Source organism: Bradyrhizobium tropiciagri, assembly GCF_018130545.1.
GTDB lineage: Bacteria > Pseudomonadota > Alphaproteobacteria > Rhizobiales > Xanthobacteraceae > Bradyrhizobium > Bradyrhizobium tropiciagri_A.
In genome coordinates, this window is record NZ_JAFCKF010000007.1 from 381,066 (window position 1) to 399,943 (window position 18,878).

The 18,878-nt window shown below is 63.8% G+C and carries 16 protein-coding genes; 1 reads left to right on the forward strand and 15 read right to left on the reverse strand.

Annotated features, from left to right (window positions below; all coding sequences use genetic code 11):
- The 15 genes from JQ616_RS29715 to JQ616_RS29785 all read right to left on the reverse strand — a co-directional run bounded on the left by JQ616_RS29715 (position 1) and on the right by JQ616_RS29785 (position 17,374).
- Positions 1-1,704 (reverse strand): acyl-CoA dehydrogenase family protein, encoded by a 1,704-nt coding sequence (locus JQ616_RS29715; protein ID WP_212020778.1) that lies wholly within the window; start codon positions 1,702-1,704, stop codon positions 1-3.
- A complete protein-coding gene (locus tag JQ616_RS29720; RefSeq protein ID WP_212020780.1) occupies positions 1,701-3,017 on the reverse strand; it encodes a phytoene desaturase family protein in 1,317 nt (438 codons plus the stop codon). The genes JQ616_RS29715 and JQ616_RS29720 overlap by 4 nt, the downstream gene beginning before the upstream one ends.
- Positions 3,018-3,171: 154 nt before the next feature.
- The gene (locus tag JQ616_RS29725; protein WP_212020782.1) at positions 3,172-4,704 is read right to left on the reverse strand and encodes a 3-hydroxyacyl-CoA dehydrogenase; all 1,533 of its coding nucleotides are present in this window, start codon (positions 4,702-4,704) and stop codon (positions 3,172-3,174) included.
- Position 4,705: 1 nt separating this feature from the next.
- On the reverse strand, positions 4,706-5,491 hold the full coding sequence (locus tag JQ616_RS29730; protein WP_212020784.1) for an enoyl-CoA hydratase-related protein: 786 nt from the start codon (positions 5,489-5,491) through the stop codon (positions 4,706-4,708).
- Positions 5,488-6,282 carry an enoyl-CoA hydratase/isomerase family protein gene (locus tag JQ616_RS29735; RefSeq protein ID WP_212020786.1) on the reverse strand — a complete coding sequence of 265 codons (795 nt, stop codon included), beginning with the start codon at positions 6,280-6,282 and terminating at the stop codon, positions 5,488-5,490. The genes JQ616_RS29730 and JQ616_RS29735 overlap by 4 nt, the downstream gene beginning before the upstream one ends.
- Before the next feature lie 4 nt (positions 6,283-6,286).
- A complete protein-coding gene (locus JQ616_RS29740) occupies positions 6,287-7,489 on the reverse strand; it encodes an acetyl-CoA acetyltransferase (protein WP_212020788.1) in 1,203 nt (400 codons plus the stop codon).
- Between the two features lie 12 nt (positions 7,490-7,501).
- Positions 7,502-8,977, reverse strand: coding sequence for a hydroxymethylglutaryl-CoA synthase family protein (locus tag JQ616_RS29745; protein ID WP_212020790.1), 1,476 nt, complete (start codon positions 8,975-8,977; stop codon positions 7,502-7,504).
- The gene (locus JQ616_RS29750; protein WP_349630062.1) at positions 8,974-9,900 is read right to left on the reverse strand and encodes an alpha/beta hydrolase; all 927 of its coding nucleotides are present in this window, start codon (positions 9,898-9,900) and stop codon (positions 8,974-8,976) included. The genes JQ616_RS29745 and JQ616_RS29750 overlap by 4 nt, the downstream gene beginning before the upstream one ends.
- On the reverse strand, positions 9,897-10,637 hold the full coding sequence (locus JQ616_RS29755; protein ID WP_212020792.1) for an SDR family NAD(P)-dependent oxidoreductase: 741 nt from the start codon (positions 10,635-10,637) through the stop codon (positions 9,897-9,899). The genes JQ616_RS29750 and JQ616_RS29755 overlap by 4 nt, the downstream gene beginning before the upstream one ends.
- Before the next feature lie 4 nt (positions 10,638-10,641).
- A complete protein-coding gene (locus JQ616_RS29760) occupies positions 10,642-11,466 on the reverse strand; it encodes an enoyl-CoA hydratase/isomerase family protein (protein WP_212020794.1) in 825 nt (274 codons plus the stop codon).
- A gap of 243 nt (positions 11,467-11,709) precedes the next feature.
- Positions 11,710-12,948: a CaiB/BaiF CoA transferase family protein gene (locus JQ616_RS29765; RefSeq protein ID WP_433996013.1), complete on the reverse strand. Its 1,239-nt coding sequence runs from the start codon at positions 12,946-12,948 to the stop codon at positions 11,710-11,712.
- Positions 12,948-14,102 carry an acyl-CoA dehydrogenase family protein gene (locus JQ616_RS29770; RefSeq protein WP_249137428.1) on the reverse strand — a complete coding sequence of 385 codons (1,155 nt, stop codon included), beginning with the start codon at positions 14,100-14,102 and terminating at the stop codon, positions 12,948-12,950. Before JQ616_RS29770 ends, JQ616_RS29765 begins: the two co-directional genes overlap by 1 nt.
- Positions 14,103-14,253: 151 nt before the next feature.
- Positions 14,254-14,748, reverse strand: coding sequence for a hypothetical protein (locus JQ616_RS29775; RefSeq protein ID WP_212020798.1), 495 nt, complete (start codon positions 14,746-14,748; stop codon positions 14,254-14,256).
- Positions 14,745-15,821: a phosphotransferase family protein gene (locus JQ616_RS29780; protein ID WP_212020800.1), complete on the reverse strand. Its 1,077-nt coding sequence runs from the start codon at positions 15,819-15,821 to the stop codon at positions 14,745-14,747. Before JQ616_RS29780 ends, JQ616_RS29775 begins: the two co-directional genes overlap by 4 nt.
- Positions 15,821-17,374, reverse strand: coding sequence for an acyl-CoA synthetase (locus JQ616_RS29785; protein WP_212020802.1), 1,554 nt, complete (start codon positions 17,372-17,374; stop codon positions 15,821-15,823). The genes JQ616_RS29780 and JQ616_RS29785 overlap by 1 nt, the downstream gene beginning before the upstream one ends.
- A 259-nt stretch (positions 17,375-17,633) precedes the next feature.
- On the opposite strand from JQ616_RS29785, the gene JQ616_RS29790 reads away from it, so the two are divergent.
- Positions 17,634-18,857 carry an ABC transporter substrate-binding protein gene (locus JQ616_RS29790; protein ID WP_212020804.1) on the forward strand — a complete coding sequence of 408 codons (1,224 nt, stop codon included), beginning with the start codon at positions 17,634-17,636 and terminating at the stop codon, positions 18,855-18,857.
- The last annotated feature ends 21 nt before the right edge of the window (positions 18,858-18,878 follow it).

The window sequence follows — 18,878 nt, forward strand, 5'->3', positions numbered from 1 at the left end:
TCAGGCGGCTCCGGCGCGCAATCCGAGCGCCTCCTCCAGCAGGCTTCGGGCGACCACCTTGAGAGCGAGGGTCTCCTCAGCGCCTTCAAAGATCGACAGCACGCGCGCATCGACGAAGTAACGGCTGACCGGTGTTTCCTCGGCGTAGCCCATGCCGCCATGCAACTGCAAAGCTTCACGCGTAACAATTTCCGCGTACCGGCAGGCCAGAAGTTTGACCAGGCTCGCCTCCATGCGCCCCTTGCCCTGATCGATCAGCCGAGCCACCGCGTGGGACAGCGTCCGGCAGGCGGCGAACCGCGCTCCCATGCGCGCAAGCTTGGCGCGCGTCAATGCATAGGACTGCAGGCTCGCACCGAACACCCGGCGATCTGAGGTGTAGCGGATCGCGGCCCGCAGGGCGGCCCGCATCACGCCGCAGGCCCGCGCCGACGTCTGGATGCGCCCGCCGACCATGCCGGACATGGTGAAATAGAATCCTCGTCCGATCCCCGCCTGACCGCCGATCACGTTGGCGTCTGGCACGAAGAAATCCTCAAAACCTAGGTCGAAGGAATGCATGCCGCGATAGCCGATGGTCGGGATCGCGCGACCGATGAGCCTGCCTCCTGCGGGCTGACGAACATCGAACGCGTGTCCGTCGTCGGAAGGTTTCTCGACCAGCATGAGGCTGAGGCCGCGATGACCGAGCGCACGATCCGGATCGGTGCGGGCGACCACCATGAGGAGGTCCGCCTTGCCGGCGAAGGTGCACCAGGTCTTGGCTCCATTGAGATGCCAGCCGCCATCGACACGCGTGGCACGCAAGTTCAGCGAGGCGACGTCGGAACCGTAGTCGGGTTCGGTGATCGAGATCGCACAAAGGATATCGCCGCGCGCAATCGGCGGCAGCCAGCGCGCCTTCTGTTCTGGCGTGCCGCCGGCAAGGAGAGCGCGGCACAGAATTTCGGGACGAGTAATCAAACTGCCCGCGGCGCCGAGCGAAGCTTCCGAAAGCGCCTCCGTGACGACCAGCATTCTCTGGGTATCGTCCGCCGATTGCTGGGCCGTGCCGCCAAACGCCTCGGGGATTGCCAGTCCGAAGGCGCCGATGTCACGCAATCCGGCAAGGACTTCTTCCGGCACCGTCAGGTCATGGCGGTGTATCCTTTCCGCGAGCGGAGCGACAACGTCCGCGGCCAAGCGCCGAACGCTGTCCTGAACGGCGAGGTTGTCGTCCGAGACCAGGGAGCCGCCAAGCTCGCCGTCCGCCTCTGCAACACCAACTCCGACGGCTTCAAGCGTGGAGGCAGAGGTCGCAAGCCGACGCAGAGCGAGGAACCTGGCATCCGTCCGCAACGCGCCCGTTTGGTCCTGCTCGTCCAGATCGAGACCGATCGCGTCGAGCCGCTCCAGCGTCGTAACCACTGCATCGACCACGAACACGAGACCCAGCGCGGTTTCGAAGTCGCTGCGCGCCAGATCGAGGGATGCGAGCATGGATTCCGCGGCGAGCGTGTCCGCAGACGCCCAGGCGAGCTCGAGGGCCGCGACCTGCCGGACATCGAGGCCCGCTGACAGTCCTCCCTCGGTCGATTGGCACAGGCGCGCGAGAGAACCTGTCACGCGATCGAGCGAGCGACGAAGCGCCGAAACGCAATAGCGCGCGTTGTTGATCGCGGTCTTCCTCTGCTCGCCGGTCGCGAGAGCGCTCAGCGCAGTCATGGGGCCCCCGCCTCCAGTAACGCCGTCGCTTTATTGACCGCCTCCCGAGCGGTGTAGGCGCAGGCTTGGGTACCGCCGTCGCCATAGTCCTTCACGGCATCGCCGACATGCCACAGATTGGCAAGCGGCGTATCCTGCGGCAGGTCGAACCCGGCGCAGGAGCGCTGGGCCGGCCAGTCATTGCGCATGACGCGGATAGACAGCATCTTCGCGTCCGCAAAGCCGTTGAACAGGGAACGCAGGTCTGCGAGCGACGCCTCGATCTCAGCCTTCTCGTCGAAGTCGCCGATCGCGGGCTTGGGGACGGCGTAAGCGACGTATTGATACCAGCCGGGGGGAGCTAGCTCCGGGCAGGTCGCCGTCAGTTCACCCATGTTGCAGAGCCGCTGGGTCGCGCCGAAGGTCACGAGACCGGGGGCGTCGATGAGACGCTTTCTCGTCGCGAAGTTGATGACGATGTTCGCTGACGAGCGCATGTTGGTGTGCGTCTGATTGATATAATCCTCTCCGAACGCCTCGGCTCCCGGTAGCGCGGCCGTCGCGGCGGGGCCGATGTTACTGATGATCACCTTTGCGCTCACGCGGACTTTCTTGCCATCGCGCTCGACGTCGAGACCCGTCACCCTGCCGCCTTCGACCTGGAGCCCGGATACCGATGCGTCGAGCCAGATATCGCCACCGGCGCGTCGAATTCCATCTCCCAGGTCGTTCCAAAGCCCTATCGTGCCTCGCGGACAGAATCCGAAGCGCTTGAAGGCGCCCTTGACGGCGAAGTATGTCAAGAATGCGCGGGCCGGCAGTTCGTCGGCATTCGCAGCGAAGATCGCAGCACAGAGGTTACGGAAGATTGCATGCACTGTGGCGTTGGAAGTGTAGGTTGATAGCCATTCCGCCGTCGACAGTTTTGCTTCCGGCAGATCGCCGTTCCGCGCGTCGGCAAACTTGGCGCCGATCTTGGCCGCCTGCTTGGTGAAGGCACCGAGCAGCATGCCCCAGCCGCCTTTGGCGGCGTTGATGATCTTACCATCTACATAAAAGACCGTGGCCGGCTTCGGTTCGCGCAGGTCGAGCGGCACGCCGAGGAGCGCAAAGCTCTCCTCGAAGATGCCCCCGAGCTCGATTGCGATGGCCCCGATATTGACGATGTGGCCGTCGATCTCCTCACTCGAAGCGCGCCCCCCCAGCCTCCCAAGCCGCTCGACAAGCAGCGTCTTGCGGCCCGCGGCCACAAGACGGGCGGCGGCGGTCATGCCGCCGGCGCCGGCGCCGATCACGACGGCGTCATAGTGATGAAGGTCGTCATTTGCGCTCATGGCAGGTTTCCTCGGTAGGTTGAATTCATCGTTGGCCGTCGCAGGTGCCGACATGTTCGACCGCCGCACGCCGGCTTCACCAAGCCCGCAAGACCGCAAGTCGCGGAGTTCGAAAACGACCGGTCGGCCGCGGCGCGAGCGGCATGAGGCGCAGTCATCGCGGAGCCTCCGCGGTGAGCAGAGAAACTCCCAGCGCCGCCCGTCGCGCGATCCACGGGCTTGGGCGGTACCGCGGATCGCCGGTCGAACGCAGTTGTCCGTTCAGAATTTGCAGGATCCGGGGTGCGCCAATCCGGTCGCCCCAATGCAGGGGGCCGAAGGGATAGCCGAGCCCGATGCGCACCGCCGCCTCAAGATCCTCGACATCGGCGATCGCGCGCTGCGCGATGTTAGCCGCGATATTGACGATCGTGGCGATGACGCGCTGGGCGATGAAACCGATGCTGTCGCCGATGATGGTGACCGGAACCTCGTCGCTTGCAAGCAGAGCATGCGCGGCATCACGCACCGCAGGTGCGGTCGTGACGGTCAGCATCATTGTTCTGCGCCGATCGAGCGGGGTTATCGGATCGACGGCGACGCACCGGGTCGGATCGATCCCGAGCCGCAACGCGGCGAAAGTGGCGTCTTCTCCAATAGGCTGGATGAAGCAAACGTCCGACCCGGAGGCCTGCAGCCGTCTTTTGGCGCCAGATTTCTGCACGATCTCGGCAAGCGCATCGCTTTCGGGTGCATCCGGGTCGATCCAGACCGACGGGCCGCTCGACAAAGACGCGGCGGACTTGCGCGCGGGCCCGACCTTTTGCCCCTTCTCGTAGCGATACCATCCCTCGCCGGTCTTGCGCCCGTACAGTCCGGCCGCCACCCGTGGAGGCACGAGCGACGACGGTCGAAAGCGCGGCTCTTCCTGAAACTGCTCGTAGATCGACGTCATCACCTTGGAGGACACGTCAAGGCCCGTGAGATCGAGCAGCTCGAACGGGCCCATGCGAAAGCCCAGTCCATCGCGCAGCACGTCATCTACGTCCGATGGGCACGCCACGCACTCTTCGACGATCCGCAGTCCCTCGGTGTAAAGACCACGCCCAGCATGATTGACCAGGAAGCCGGGTTGGTCGGCAACGACGACCGCTTTGTGACCCGCACCTTCGACCATCGCGCGCAGGAAGACGACCGTCGAGGGCGCGGTTCGTACCGCAGCGATAACTTCCGCCACTTTCATCAACGGGACGGGATTGAAGAAATGCAGACCCGCAACGCGCTCAGGGCGCCGACAGGCCGATGCGATTTCCGCGACGATCAGCGATGAGGTGTTCGTCGCAAGAACGCAGCCTTCTGCGACGACGTCCTCAAGCCGTGAAAACAGGTCACGCTTGACTGCGATGTCCTCGATAATTGCCTCAACGACGACATCACACCCGGCAAGATCGGCCAAACTCGCGCAGACCGACGTGCGACTGCGAATGCTTTGCAGCGCGTCGGAAGTGAGGCGCCCTTTCGCAACGAGGCTCTCCAGAGTGGAGAATACCGCAGTGAGTCCCTGCACGGCGGCATCCGGTTTCTCATCGAAGCAGAGTAGCGTATGTCCGGCCTGTACGAAGAGCTGAACGATCCCGCGCCCCATTGTCCCGGCGCCGACCACACCGATGCGCAGCGCGCCAGCACTGTGTGTTTGCGAGGGCCCCATATCAATCTCCAGCGAAGTTAGGGCGGCGCTTTTCCAGGAACGCGCGCATGCCTTCCGTCTTGTCCGCAGTGTCGAACAGCAGGAGGAATTCGCGGTGCTCCAGAGCGAGCGCAGCGTCAAGAGGAAGATCGGCGCCCACGCGCAACGAACGACGGATCGCCGCCACGGCTTTCGCGGGCATACGACCCATCTTCTTCGCGATTTGGAGGGCCGTCGCCACGACCTGCCCATCCTCGGCAAGTGTTGCAACGAGCCCGAGCGCGAACGCGCGTTCGCCCGTGAAGGGTTCGCCGGTCAGAAGCATGAGGCTTGCGACGTGCTTGCCGACGCTGCGAACAAGGCGCTGGGTCCCGCCCGCTCCAGGCATGATCCCGACATTGATCTCGGGTTGGCCGAGGCGCGCCGTGGCGTCGGCAACGATGACATCGCACATCAACGCGAGTTCGCATCCCGCCCCCAATGCGAATCCACTCACCGCAGCGATCGTCGGCTTACCGCAATGCGCCAGTGGACTCCAATACTGCCCAAGATCAATGTCGGCGACCTGCTGGGCCCCTCTGTCGACCAGCAGATTGAGATCGGCACCGGCCGCGAAAATGCCGTCCCCGCCAGTAATGACCACCGTGCGCACGGTGGCATCCGCGTCCAGCTCATTGCATGCCTTGGCGATGCCGCGCCGCATAGCCAGGTCGAGTGCGTTGCGGCGTTCCGGGCGATTCAGGCGTATGATTCCGACGGTGTCTTGTCGATCGACAAGAACGCAAGGCACTTCCGCGGGCTCACTCATGACCGCTCCTTGGGCGCCAATTCCAGGAAATCGGCGGCTCTCTTTTCCATAAACGCCGCGTAGCCCTCAGCGAATTCCGAACCCGTTAGACAAACCGCTTGGTCCCGCGCCTCGCGTGCCAGTTCGTCATCAAGCGACCGGGACGGATCCGAGAGCCGCTCGCGTGTCCGTCGAAGGGCCTCTATGGGAAGCTGCGAGAGACGCGATGCCTCCATGATCGCAGCTCTCATGATGTCGTCATCCACTACCAGCTGATCGGCGAGCCCGATGCTGAAGGCCTCGTCGCCAGTGACCGGTGCGGGCGACGTCACGAGCCGCCAGGCGGTCGCCTTGTTGACCCTCTGGCGCAGTGTGAAAAGCTGTCCCCAATCTGGCGCGAGCCCGAGGCGCAGGAAGGGGAAGAGGATCTGGGTCTTGTGGCCGACGACGATGTGATCACCGAGCAGAGCCATGCCGACGGCCGCGCCCGCAACCACGCCCTCCAGAGCGCTCACGATTGAGAGCCCCGATCCCGCCAAAGCACGGCAGACGGCATGAACGTGGTGCATTCGCGCCTCTGCCTGCGCTTGGTCGAGGTTCGCCATGGTCGGGAGGTCGCCGCCCGCCGAGAAGACACCGTTGACACCGCCCAGGACCAGCGCGCGGACCGAAGGATCGCCGCGCAGGTCGGTGAGCGCATCAATGAATCCCTGCCGGACGGCGTGATCAATCGCGTTGCGCTTGGCGGGCCGGTTGATGCGCAAGCGCGCCACTGACGGCGCTGGTCTGTCGAGGAGGACGACCTGTTCCACGATCTCAGACTCCCTCGCGGCCGATGATCGAGACCGAGCACACGTTCTGCGAAGGCTGGCCGCCGAGATTGTGGATCAGTCCGAGGCTCGGATCGCCAAGCTGACGAGCACCAGCACGGCCGTTGAGTTGCAGATAGATCTCGTAAAGCATGCGAATCCCACTCGCGCCGACCGGATGACCGAAGCACTTCAGTCCGCCGTCGATCTGACAGGGGACGCGACCAGAGGCGTCGAACTCGCCCTCGAGCACGTCACGTACGGCGTTCCCCTCATCTGACAGGAACAGGTCCTCCATCGTGACGAGCTCGGTGATGGAGAAGCAGTCGTGCACCTCGGTCATGCTGATCTGCTCGCGCGGACGGTCGATGCCCGCCTCGGCATAGGCCCGTTTTGCCGCGATCCGGGTTGTGTGAAAGTAGCTGCCGTCCCAGCCGTTGCCCTGCAGCTCCCACCCGTTGGAGCAGGCAATCTGGAGTGCCTTGAAGGTCACCAAATTTCGCTTGCCCATCCCACGCGCGATGTCGGGTGTCGTGACGATGACGGCCGCAGCCCCGTCGGACACGCCACAACAATCGAATAGACCGAGCGGCGCGGCGATGGTCGGCGCCCGCAGACATTGCTCCTCGGTGATCGTCTTCTGCAGATGCGCCTTCGGGTTCTTTGCTCCGTTTTCATGGCTCTTTACCGAGACATGCGCAATCGCGCGCTTCAACGTTTTCGGATCGACACGGTGCTTGTACCGGTAAGCCGCGGCGACCTGGGCGAAATTCGCGGGAGCAACCGCGTTTGGATACCATTGTGGAATATACGTTCCGACCGTGGCAACAGGGAGACCGCCGTACCCCGTATCCTTAAGCTTCTCCACGCCGACCGCCAGCGCAATGTCGCAGGCGCCCGCGGCCACCGCGTAGACCGCTGCGCGGATCGCTTCCGAGCCGCCGGCGCAGAAATTCTCGACGCGAGTCACGCCGATATTCGGCAGGCGTAGCGCAATACTCATCGGCGTTCCGCCGCGACCGGTCCCGACGTCGTCCATGTGCGTAGAGAACCAGGCGGCACCCAGTTGGTCGGGAGTTATTCCCGCATCCTGCATCGCTTCGCTGTATGCCTCGAGCATCAAGTCCTCGGGGCTCGCATCCCAGCGCTCCCCGAAGCGACTGCATCCCATGCCGAGGATCGCGACTTTGTCTTTGATGCCGTTTGCCACGTGCCGACTCCTTCAACCGATGTTGTAGATCGCGCCCGACGCGTCGCGCGCTGGCGTTGCCTTCCAGAAATACCGCGTGTAGCCGCGGAGCGTGTCGACGTCCTTAATCCTGAAGACCATCTCCATCGCCGTTCCGGAATCGACTTCGCCGACGTCGAGATCAGTGAAATCCATCAGGATGCGGCCACCGCCTTCGAAGTCGATCTGACCGTAGTGATGCGGCGGCGACGGATGGTAGGAGAGATATTCCGCCGACCAGCTCAGGATACTGGCAGGTCGGTCGGCGAGCTTGTAGGGCTCCTGCGTGTCCTGGAGCGGGGCGCCGGGATCATAGGATAAGCGCGACGGCGGATAGTGGACGCTGCCGGTGACGCGGCACTTGCCAGCGACGAGGCCGAGCAAGGCTGTACGGTTGCGCCACGCCGTACTGAGCGCGGTCTTGCGGTCCTGCTCGCCGCGCATGCCGCGCTCAAGCTGGAGCTGGCCTCCGAACGAGAGAAAACGGGTGTAGTTGCGGTCTTCCTTACCGCGCGAAAGCCAGCTTGAAACGCCGCGCGCGGGCTTGAAGCCGGTGATCAGCGGCGTGGCCCGCAGCACGACCGCCTGGGCTCCGCTGCCGAACTGCGCGAGCACGATGATCTGGCCGGGCTGCGCACGTTCGAGAACATGGGCCAGCATGAGGAGTCCATGCGCCGCGCCGCAATCGCCGATGCGCTCCATCATGGATGGGGCGATTGCGTCCCCGCGCACGCCGCAGGCCTTGGCGACCTGCGCATCCATGCGCGAGAACGATGTCGGAAAAATGAAGTGATCGACCTTGTCGGCGGTGACCCCCGCCTCCTTCAAGGCCCCAGCCACCACGCGCGGCACGAGCTTGCTGATGCCTTCGTCGCGGACCCAGCGTTCCTCCCACTGGTAGTCAATCTCCGAGCCGGTTGCGCGGAAATGATCGACGAAGTCGACCGACAAGGTCGCGGATCCGATCAGTTCAGCGAGCACATTGTTGCGGCCGATCAGCAGCGCGGCCGCGCCGTCGCCGTATTCCAGCTCCTGCGTGCTCGCCGCGCGCGTCCTCCGCCGGTCGGCGGCCAGCACGAGGACGTCGCCGCGATAGGTGTTGCTGCGCGCGATCGCCTGCGTCACGGCGGCGAGCGCCACGCGCTGCGTTCCTCCGAGATCGGCGGCCTCGACCGTATCGTCGAGCGTCAGCGCGCCGGCGACGATCGCCGAATTCAGCCGCTCCGCGAATGGCGGCGTGTTGGTGGCGAGAAGAAGGCAGCGGACGTGCGAGCGGTCTTCCGACGGCCCCATACAATCGCGCGCCGCCGCGACCGCCATAGTGACGCTGTCCTCATCCCAGTTGGCAAATGCGCGCTCGCCCTTCTGGCTGGCGAACTGCGGAGCGTACCAGGCGTTCGCCTGGGCTACAGCCTCGCGTGAGAGGCGAAGGCGGGGGATGTAGCCCCCGAACGCGGTGATTCCAATCATGTTTGCTCGCTTCCTGTCTGAGCGCTCTCGAGATGTGTCGCAATGAACCTGCCGCCGGCCGCAACCGCCTCGCGGGCCTCGGGCAGTTCGTCCGGGAATTGCTGGAAGACGTGAATCATGCCGGGCCATATCTGCGAGCGGATGGAAGCGCCAGCCGCTCTGGCGCGCGCAGCGAAGTCTTCGGTGTCGCTGACGAGCGTCTCGCGTTCGCCGACCTGCATCAGAATCGGAGGCAGCGCGCGCATGATCTCCACGTTCGCGCGTAACGGCGAGAGCCGCGGATCCTCGGCGGTCACGCCGGGTCCGAGCGCGCCGCGCGCCATCGCTAGGATCATCGGACGCTGGTGGATCGGATCGAGCCCGGAGCGAGACTGATAGCTCTCTCCGGATGCAGTCAGGTCGGTCCATGCGGACATCAGATACGCTGCCGCCGGACAGGACTTGCCCTCCTGCAGGCGCGCGATCATCGCTCCGAGAGCCAATACGGCACCGGCCGAATCTCCCGCCAGGGCGATACGATCGGTGGGAAAGCCCGTCTTCTCCAGCCATTGGATGACTTCGATGGCATCCTCAAGCGCGGCCGGCAGCAGATGCTCGGGCGCCAAACGATAATCCACTGCCAGGACCTGAATTCCAGCTTCTGTGGCCAATCGAGCGTTGATCTCTCTGTGAGACGCCAAAGAGCCCACCCTGAAGCCGCCGCCGTGCAGATAGACGATCACGGCGTCGCGGCGCACCGCAGCGGGCCGCACCCACTGACAGGCAACTGCATCGGCTAGGACCGGCTCGATTGCCGCAGCGACGGGAGACGTAAAGAGTTGGTCCCAATCGGCGCGCATCTGCGAAACGGGCGTGTCGCGGCGCCAGCGCGAATAGACGCTGCGCACCCGATCGATGACGTCCTCGATGGGATCGCGCGTCACGCTCCGCACCCCATGCCGCCGGACGCACCCAGCACCTCGCCCGTCACATATCCCGCCTCATCCGATGCGAGGAACGCGATGACGGCTGCAGTTTCCTGCGGCGTTCCGAGACGCCCGACCAGCGTCGCCGATGTCATCGCCGTCATCAGCTTCTCTCCGCCGTCCTCGATCGCGCGCCGCAGCATCGGCGTGTCGATCGGTCCGGGCGCGACGACATTGGCCGTGATACCCATGCGACCATTCTCGCGTGCGATGGAGCGTGTGAAGGCGATGACACCGCCCTTTGCCGCGGCATAAACGGAGGCGCCTTTGGACCCCAGCCGCCCGGCCTCGGACGCCACATTGACGATGCGCCCATAACCCACCTGTTGCATCCCCGGCAGGACCGCATGGGTCGTATTAAGCACCGCGCCGAGATTCAACGCGATCAGACGCGCCCAGTCCTGTGGTCCCGTCTGCGTGAAGAAGGCATGCTGATCTGCGCCGGCACTGTTGACGAGAATGTCGAACGGATCGCGTTGCGCGAGCGCGGCCGAAACCGCGACGTGGTCAGTCAGATCCACCGCGACAAATGTTGCGCCGATCTCGCCGGCTAGCCGCGCACCTTTGGCCGCATCGATGTCGGCGATCAGCACGTCCGCGCCGGTCGCCGTGAGCCGAACGGCCGTTGCCGCGCCGATGCCGCTTGCACCACCTGCCACCAGAGCGCGCCGCCGTTTGACGTTGTCCGCCGTCATCGCGTCAACGCCCCGTAAATTTCGGCTTGCGCTTTTCGATGACCGCGGCGAGGCCCTCCCGCGCGTCCTCCATGCCTGAGAGAATCTCCTGCGCCTGGTTCTCCTCGGGCATGGCCGCTTCTATCCCCTCACCCAGGCCGTTCCAGAGCAGGCGCTTGGTGTTCGCCAGCGCCGCCGGCGCACCCGCGGCGAGCGTTCGCGCCAGCTCCCAGGCCTGATCGAGCCATGCCGCATCGGGCGCCACGCGCGTGATCAACCCCATCTCGAGCGCTTGTGCCGCATCGATGACCGGGTTGAGCATCAGAATTTCCATCGCCCGGCGCAGTCCGACCAGGTGCGTCAGCGTCACGGTGACGCCGGCGTCAGGAACCATGGCCACGCGCGTCGCGCCGGCGATGAATTTTGCCGATTGCGCAGCAATGACGAAGTCAGAGGCACACACTAGGCCCATGCCGCCACCGCCAGCCGCGTAGCCGTGAACGGCCGACACCACCGGCGCCTTCAGCCGGATCAGACCGGTCGCAACCAGTCGAAGATACGCGGTCGCCACGCGAATATACGAAGGCAGGTCGACGCCTTTGGCAAGAAAGGTATGAACATCGCCGCCCGCGCAAAAATTTGTGCCCTCACCCGTCACGAGCACGGCGCGCACGCGGTCGTCGCCGTGCAGCAGCATGATCACGCGGTGAAGCTCGGTGAGAAGCTCGACATTGAGACCGTTGGCCTGGTCCGGTCGATTGAGCTTCACATGGGCAACGCCGTCCTTGTGCAGCTCCGCAAGGACGGGACCGTCAGCGCTGAGGACGTGATGCTTCGCAATCTCTGTCATGACGCGTTCCCTAGCCCTGTAAGTGAGCGCAGTCTCACAACGACCGGCTACTTCTAATTAATAGTCCGGTCATCCGGTTTATGTCAACGCCTAACGAGACTTGGCGGTTGGCATTTGGCTTGCCCGAGAGAAAGTCGCACCGGTGTTCCCGGTTCTGTGGCACTCAGGATTTCATTGATCCTCGTCGTCAAACCGGACGACCAGCGCCTCAAACTCAGACAACGTTGCGCAGACGGTGCATGCTCAAGTTCCGTCCGCGAACTGATAGGCTGCGCCGCATCGCAGCAGATCCTCGATGGCGCCGGTCTCGTAACCGGCCTCACGCAGGATCGCGCGCGTGTCGCGACCAGCCGCCGGGGCTCGATCGGGCAGCCTGCCTTCGGTGCCTTCAAATCGCGGGCCCGGCACCGGTTGCGCTCCGGACTCGCTCATGGCGAATGTCGCGCGAGCGACGTTGTGCGGATGGAGCGGCGCCTCGTCCATCGAGAGCACCGGCGTCACGCACGCGTCCGTCCCGTCGAACCGCGCCACCCATTCGGCACGGGTTTTCGAACGAAACACGGTGGCCAGCTTGTCGCGCAGACCTGGCCATGCATCCGTGCGCCACTGGTCCTTAAAGGCGGGATCGTCGACACCGCAAATGTCGAGCAAGCTGCGATAGAATTGCGGCTCGATCGCTCCGACCGCGACAAACTTGCCATCGGCGCATTCGTAGGTGCCGTAGAAATGCGCGCTGCCATCGAGGAAATTGGCGCCGCGCTGATCGCGCCAATAGCCCTTCGCCGCCATGCCGTAGATCGGTGCCATCAGCAACGCCGCGCCGTCGGCCATCGCCGCGTCGATCACTTGCCCGCGCCCGGTGGCTTTGGCCTCGAGAACGGCGGCCAACACGCCGAACGCCATGAGCATCCCTCCACCACCGTAGTCACCGACCAGGTTCAACGGAGGGGGCGGCGGCCTGTCTTCCGGCCCCATGGCGTGCAGTGCGCCGCTCAGGCCGGTGTAGTTGATGTCGTGGCCCGCCATGTTCGCGTAAGGACCGGTCTGACCCCAGCCGGTCATCCGTCCATAGGCAAGGCGCGGGTTGCGGCCGAAGCAAATCTCCGGGCCAAGTCCCATTCGTTCGGTCACGCCCGGGCGAAAACCCTCGATGAGCGCATCGGCGCGTTCGATCAAGCGAAGCGCTGCCTGCACGCCGGCAGGCTGCTTCAGATCGAGCGCAACCGATTGGCGACCGCGATCGACGAAGCCGTCGTTCCGGAACAGGCCATCGGCCGCACCGCCGCCAACCGGCGGGCGATCGACGCGGATCACGCGCGCACCGGCATCCGCAAGCATCATGCAAGCGAACGGTCCCGGACCTATTCCTGCGAGCTCCACCACGGTTAAGCTCGATAGCGGACCCGACATACGCCCTCCCGAACCATATCGCGGTTGCGTCAACGCGATCGATGAGATCGCGTCCCGCAACACCGCCGGCATTACATGCGCTTGGCGACTTCCTCGAGCATGACTTCGGTGGCGCCGCCGCCGATGGTCAGGATGCGGGCATCCCTCACCATCCGCTCGATCGGAGTGCCCGACATGTAGCCAATCCCGCCATGGAGCTGCAGACAGGTGTGCACGACCTCTTGCAATGTTTCTCCCGCGAGCGCCTTCAGCATGGAAACCTCGCGGACGACGTCCTTGCCTTCGTCGACCATCTGTGCACATTGATAAGTCAGCGCGCGCACGCCGGCCGCCTTCGCCGCCATCCATGACAGCTTATTCCGCACGACCGGCTGCTCCCACAAGGTCTTGCCGAACGCCTTGCGCTGACGCAGGTAGTCGAGAGTCACCTCAATTGCCTTCGCACACGCGCCGGACACCAGCCCGCCGATGACGAGACGCTCGTTCTGGAACGTGCTCATAATGTAATAGAACCCGCGCCCTTCCTCTCCGAGCAGCGCATCATGCGGAACCAACGTATCCTGGAAGAACAGCTCCGCAGTGTCCGAGCTCAGCCAGCCATGCTTGCGAAGCTTTCCGGAGATCGAGAAGCCAGGTGTGCCGCGCTCGACGATGAAAAGCGAAAGCCCGCGCGCGCCACTGGCGTCCGGATCAGTCCGCGCGGCCACGACATAGATATCGCCGAGAACGCCGTTGGTGATGTACGTCTTCGAACCGTTGATCACCCACCCGGCGTCCGTGCGCATAGCGCGGGTCTTGAGGCCTGCAACATCGGATCCTGCGTTGGGCTCCGTCACGCAGACGACACCGACCTTCTCGCCGGCGCACGCCGCGGGCACATAGCGCAACTTCTGCGCCTCTGTGCCCCGATGCGCGATGTGAGAGATCGACATGTCCGAATGGACGGTAAGTGAGCTCGCCACGCCGCCGAAGGATGATCGCGAAAGCTCTTCCGCCAGAACCACCGACGACAGCGCGCCAAGTCCGCCGCCGCCGTACTCGACGGGATGGCGCATGCCCAGCACGCCGAGCCCGCCGAGGTCGCGGAACACCTGCCGGGGGATCTCGCCGGCCTGCTCCCAGCCTTCCGCTTCGGGAACGATGCGCTCCTCGACATATCTACGGATCTGGGATCTCACGAGGACCAGGTCGTCGTCCAGCATCGCAGGTTCGGCAAATTCAAACATGATCTTCTTCCTCGGAGATGAGCGGGCTGGCGTTGGCGATAATTCATAAACCGACGCGTCGGATTTGCAATAGCTAATCCATTTTGCGAGCCTCACTGTCATGGGCACTTGCAATTCTGGCGCCGTAGTAATTCAAGGCGCGCTGCTCAGGTCAGGCTCCCTCCTCGCCCGTGGCAATCTGATGCAGCATGGATTTGGGCGTCATCGCGAGTTCCACCTTTAGCTGCTCGCAGATCGACCGCCGCAGGAACAGCTCGATCTCGCGCGCGATAGCCGGATTCGCCGCCCTTGCGCCTTCATTGCTTGCCCAGAACAGGAGCTCGCCCAGGATGCGGTCCCCATCGTCACGCAAGGCCTCGACGGCCGCTGAATCGGCCGCGGCGCCTTCGGTGCGCGGCAAAGTCGGGATCGGGGGATGCTCCATGCTGCCCGCCAGCCGTCCGACTTCCGCAAGAGCGGCGTCTTGAACGCGCACCTGTTCCAGCAGTGGCCCGGCTTTCCAATCCGCCGTCAGCTTCAGGCCGTTCAGCGCGAAGATGGTGGAGAAGATTTGGCCGCGTACAAATTCGTCGCCGCTCCTGGGAAGCACGTGGCTTCGCAAAGCTTCGATCATGCCGTCAATTAATCGGTCGAAGGATGCGCTCATGCTGCGGCCTCGAGTGCCCGATCAAAGGCGCGCACGATCGAGGCCATCTGACTGGCCATCACGGCCATGCGCATGTCGTTGAAGTTGTCGACCTCGAACGCACGCACAGCGCGCATCTGGATCGCGGCTGCCTGATAGAGGGCAAATGCCTCGTAATAGGCGAGGCTCTTCGCGGAAATCTGCACGCCGGAGGCGCGCTGATAGCAGTCGACCACCTCTTCGCGCTCCAGCACGCCGTAGAGCTTCTTGCTCCTACCATTGAAGGTGGGCACTAGCGCCCAGGCCAGATCCTCGTGCGGATCGCCCAGGTGAACGAGCTCCCAATCCAGGATGGCCGTGATCCGCTTCTCGCGCTCGAGGAAATTTCCAATCCTATAGTCGCCATGCACGATCGTCCGGCGCGGCGGCAAGGGACAGTTGTCGAGCAGCCATCGTCCGCCCCAATCGAGCAGTGGATAGTAGCGGGCGGTCGGACGCGCGAGCGACGCGCGCCAGCCGGCGATTGCACGGACCTCGTCCCGCTCCTCGGCTCCACCATGTAAGGACGCAAGCTGTGTTCCGCGGAAATCGAGCCTGTGCAACTCGCCCAGGATCGCGATGAATTGTCCTGCGATGTCGCGCCGATGCCCCTCGTCCAGCTTGCTCCCGGCCCAGGGCACGGGCACGTCGCCCTCCACATGCTCGCAGACGAAGAAGGGACAACCTAGCTCTGATCCCCCCTGATCGAACGACACCAGCCCGGGAACGGGGACGCGCGTTCCGCTCAGCGATTGCAACGCATAGACCTGGGGCAGCACCGAATAGGGCGCGAACAGCCCGTTCGGCGGCCCGACCCGCAGAATCAGCCTGCGACTAGTCCCCGCTGTCGTGCTCGTGACGAAGCTGTAGGTGATCCAGGAAAAGCCGGAGGACTTCCGTTCGAAGCCATCGATGTTGACCGCGCTCCCCAACTCGCGACGGAGATGCCGTTCGAGCGCGGACCGGACCGTATTCTCGTCCAGGACGACGGCAGCGCGAGTGGGATCTTGCATCGACTGTGCGGAACGTTCCGGTGGTGCCATGGCGACCTGCATCAATTCACCGACCTCGTGTAATCGCGCCACTTTTCCTCGCGCAGGGCGGACTTCATGATCTTACCCGAGCCGGTCAGCGGCAGCGGCTCGCACCTGATTTCGACCGAACGCGGGCACTTGTAGCCGGCAATCAGTGTGCGGCAATGCGCAATCACGGTTTCCGCGTCTAGCGCGACCCCGTCTTTTGGCACGACGATCGCATGGACGGCCTCGCCCCATTGAGGATCGGGCACGGCAATGACCGCGCATTCCCTGACGTGCTCGTGCTGGAAGATCGCATTCTCGACCTCGCCGGAATAGACGTTTTCTCCGCCCGAGACGATCATGTCCTTAATGCGATCGACGATGTAGACGAAGCCGTCCTCGTCCATCCAGGCGCCGTCTCCTGTGTGCAACCATCCATTGCGAAGGACGCGGGCAGACTCTTCGGGCTTGCGCCAGTAGCCTAGCATGACGCCGGCGCCGCGGATCGCGATTTCTCCGACCGTCCCGCGCGGTACTTCGTTGCCTGCGTCGTCGACGACGCGGATCTCGACGCCGGGCGCCGCACGGCCTGCCGATTTCCGCTTGGCCGCCAGGGGACCATCGAGCGCGTGATACTCCCAGGGCAGGATGGTCGCCAAGGCCGCACTTTCGGTCATGCCATAGCCCTGGTGAAAGCGCCAACCCGGTAGAACCTGCATCAGCTTGACCAGAAGGGCATCCGGCATCGGCGAGGCGCCATATTCGCAATCCTTGACGCTCGAAAGGTCATGTCGACCGAACGAAGGATGGTTGAGCAGCATGTTGAGCATCGTGGGCACGAACAGGCAGTAGTCCACGCGGTGCTCGGCAATGGCCCTCATCGCAAGCTCCGGCTCAAATTTGGGAATGACGACATGGGTCCCTCCGAGCAGCGTCAAGGCGACCATCGGCGAGGCGCCCGCAAGATGGAACAGCCCGGCCGAATGAAGATAGCGGGTGTTCTCCTTGAATCGGAGCGCGTAGATCCAGATCAGCGATTCATAGATGATGTTAGAATGCGACAGCATGACTCCCTTGGGGAAGCCTGTCGTCCCGCCAGTGTAGAAAATTCCGGCGAGGTCATTGCCGGCGCCCGATGCGTCCTCCATCGGATCTTCGGCTGTGAGCTCATCGTAGCCCAGCATGCCCTTTGGCGGGCGTCCCTCATCCATGAAGATGACGGCGGCAAGCGACCTTGACTCTCGCAACGCCATCGCAGTCTCCGCAAAAGCGGAATCGACCAGGAGAATTCTCGGCTCGGAGTCGTTGAGTGCATAGGCGTTTTCGGCGACGGCCCAGCGCGTATTCAGCGGCACCGCGACCGCTCCCGCCCACGCGACGGCGTAAAGAGCCTCGATATAAAGATCGCTATTGAACGCCAGGATGGCGATGCGATCGCCGGGCTCGATCCCTAGCCGGCGAAAGCCGGCCGCTGCGCCTGCGACCCGGCGGAGGATCTCCTTCCAGGTCCGTGACCTGCCGGCGCAGATGGTGCCGACACTGTCTCTACGTAACTGTGCCGCCGACGTCAGGGCCTGAGTAAGCTTCATGATTCCTCCGTCATGGCGACATTGCTCGCCTTTTTTTTGCGCGCTTTTCGAACGGCCTGCGCGGTCGAGACCGCATCACGGAATGGTCCCGGAGCGCAATTGCGTACTTCCCTCCCCGCACACTTCCGAGAAAAAGGTTGATAATCCGTCCGGACGGACTATTATTGCACGAAGGCTGCGGCAGGTAAAGCGTCGAGAGAACGCAGGCCGCGCGCCGTCAGATGGTCGCCGAATGTGACAACATGGGATGGAGGAAACGATGCGAAGGACGATCCTTACGTTGGCGGCGTGGGCTCTCTTTCTCTGCTGGAGCCTTGGCACGGCAACCGCGCAGAAGGCCTACGGGCCCGGTGTCAGTGACAACGAGATCAAGCTTGGCGCCAACGCGCCCTACAGCGGCCCGGCATCGATCTACGCGAGCTTCCCGCGGACCATGCTCGCCTACTTCGCGATGTTGAATGAGAAGGGCGGGATCAAGGGGCGGCAGATCAACTACGTGACCCGCGACGACGCCTACAGCCCTCCGAAGACGGTCGAAGTGACCAGATCGCTGGTCGAGAACGACCAGGTCTTGGCGATCATGGCGCCATTCGGCACGCCCACCAATGCGGCGATCCAAAAATATCTCAATTCGAAGGGTGTTCCCCAGCTCCTCGTGCAGAGCGGCGGCACACGGTGGAACGACCCGAAGCAATTCCCCTGGACGACGCCCTACTCACCTACCTACGTCAACGAGTCCCGCATCATCGCGCGCTACATCCTGCAGGCTAGGCCGGAGGCCAAGGTCGGCATCCTCATGCAGGCCGATGACATCGGCAAGGACTTCCTGCTCGGGTTGAAGCAGGGGCTTGGCGCCATGGCCAACAAGATGATCGTGAAGGAGGAATCCTATCAATCGACTGAGCCGACGATCGACTCCCAGATTGTGAACCTGAAGGCGTCCGGCGCCGACACGGTTCTGATCGCGGCCCAGAACAAGTTCGCCTCGATGGCGATTCGCAAGATCTACGAGCTGGGGTGGAAGCCGCAGATCTTCGTCGGCTCGACGGCCAATTCGATCAGCGGCGTGCTGACCCCGGCCGGGCTCGAAGCCTCCACTGGCGTCCTCACCACCACATCCTACAAGACCCCGAACGATCCGACCTGGGCCAACGACAAGGGAATGATGGACTATCTCGCCTTCGCGGCGAAGCATCTGCCGGGAATGGATCCCAACGACGTGATTGCTGTGACGGCCTACACGACCGCGCAATTGGGTGCGATCATCCTCGAGCGCTGCGGCGACGATCTCTCGCGCGAGAACGTGCTGAAGCAGGCCACTAACTTGAAGGGGATCGAGCTGCCGATGCTGTTGCCGGGAATTTCGATCCAGACGACGCCCGATGATTATGCGGCGATCACGGAACGCAAGTTCGCGCGTTTCGATGGCAAGACCTGGGTACTGTTCGGCGACATTCTTGGCGCGGGACCGGGCAAGGACTGAACGCAGGCGGTCAATCCTCCA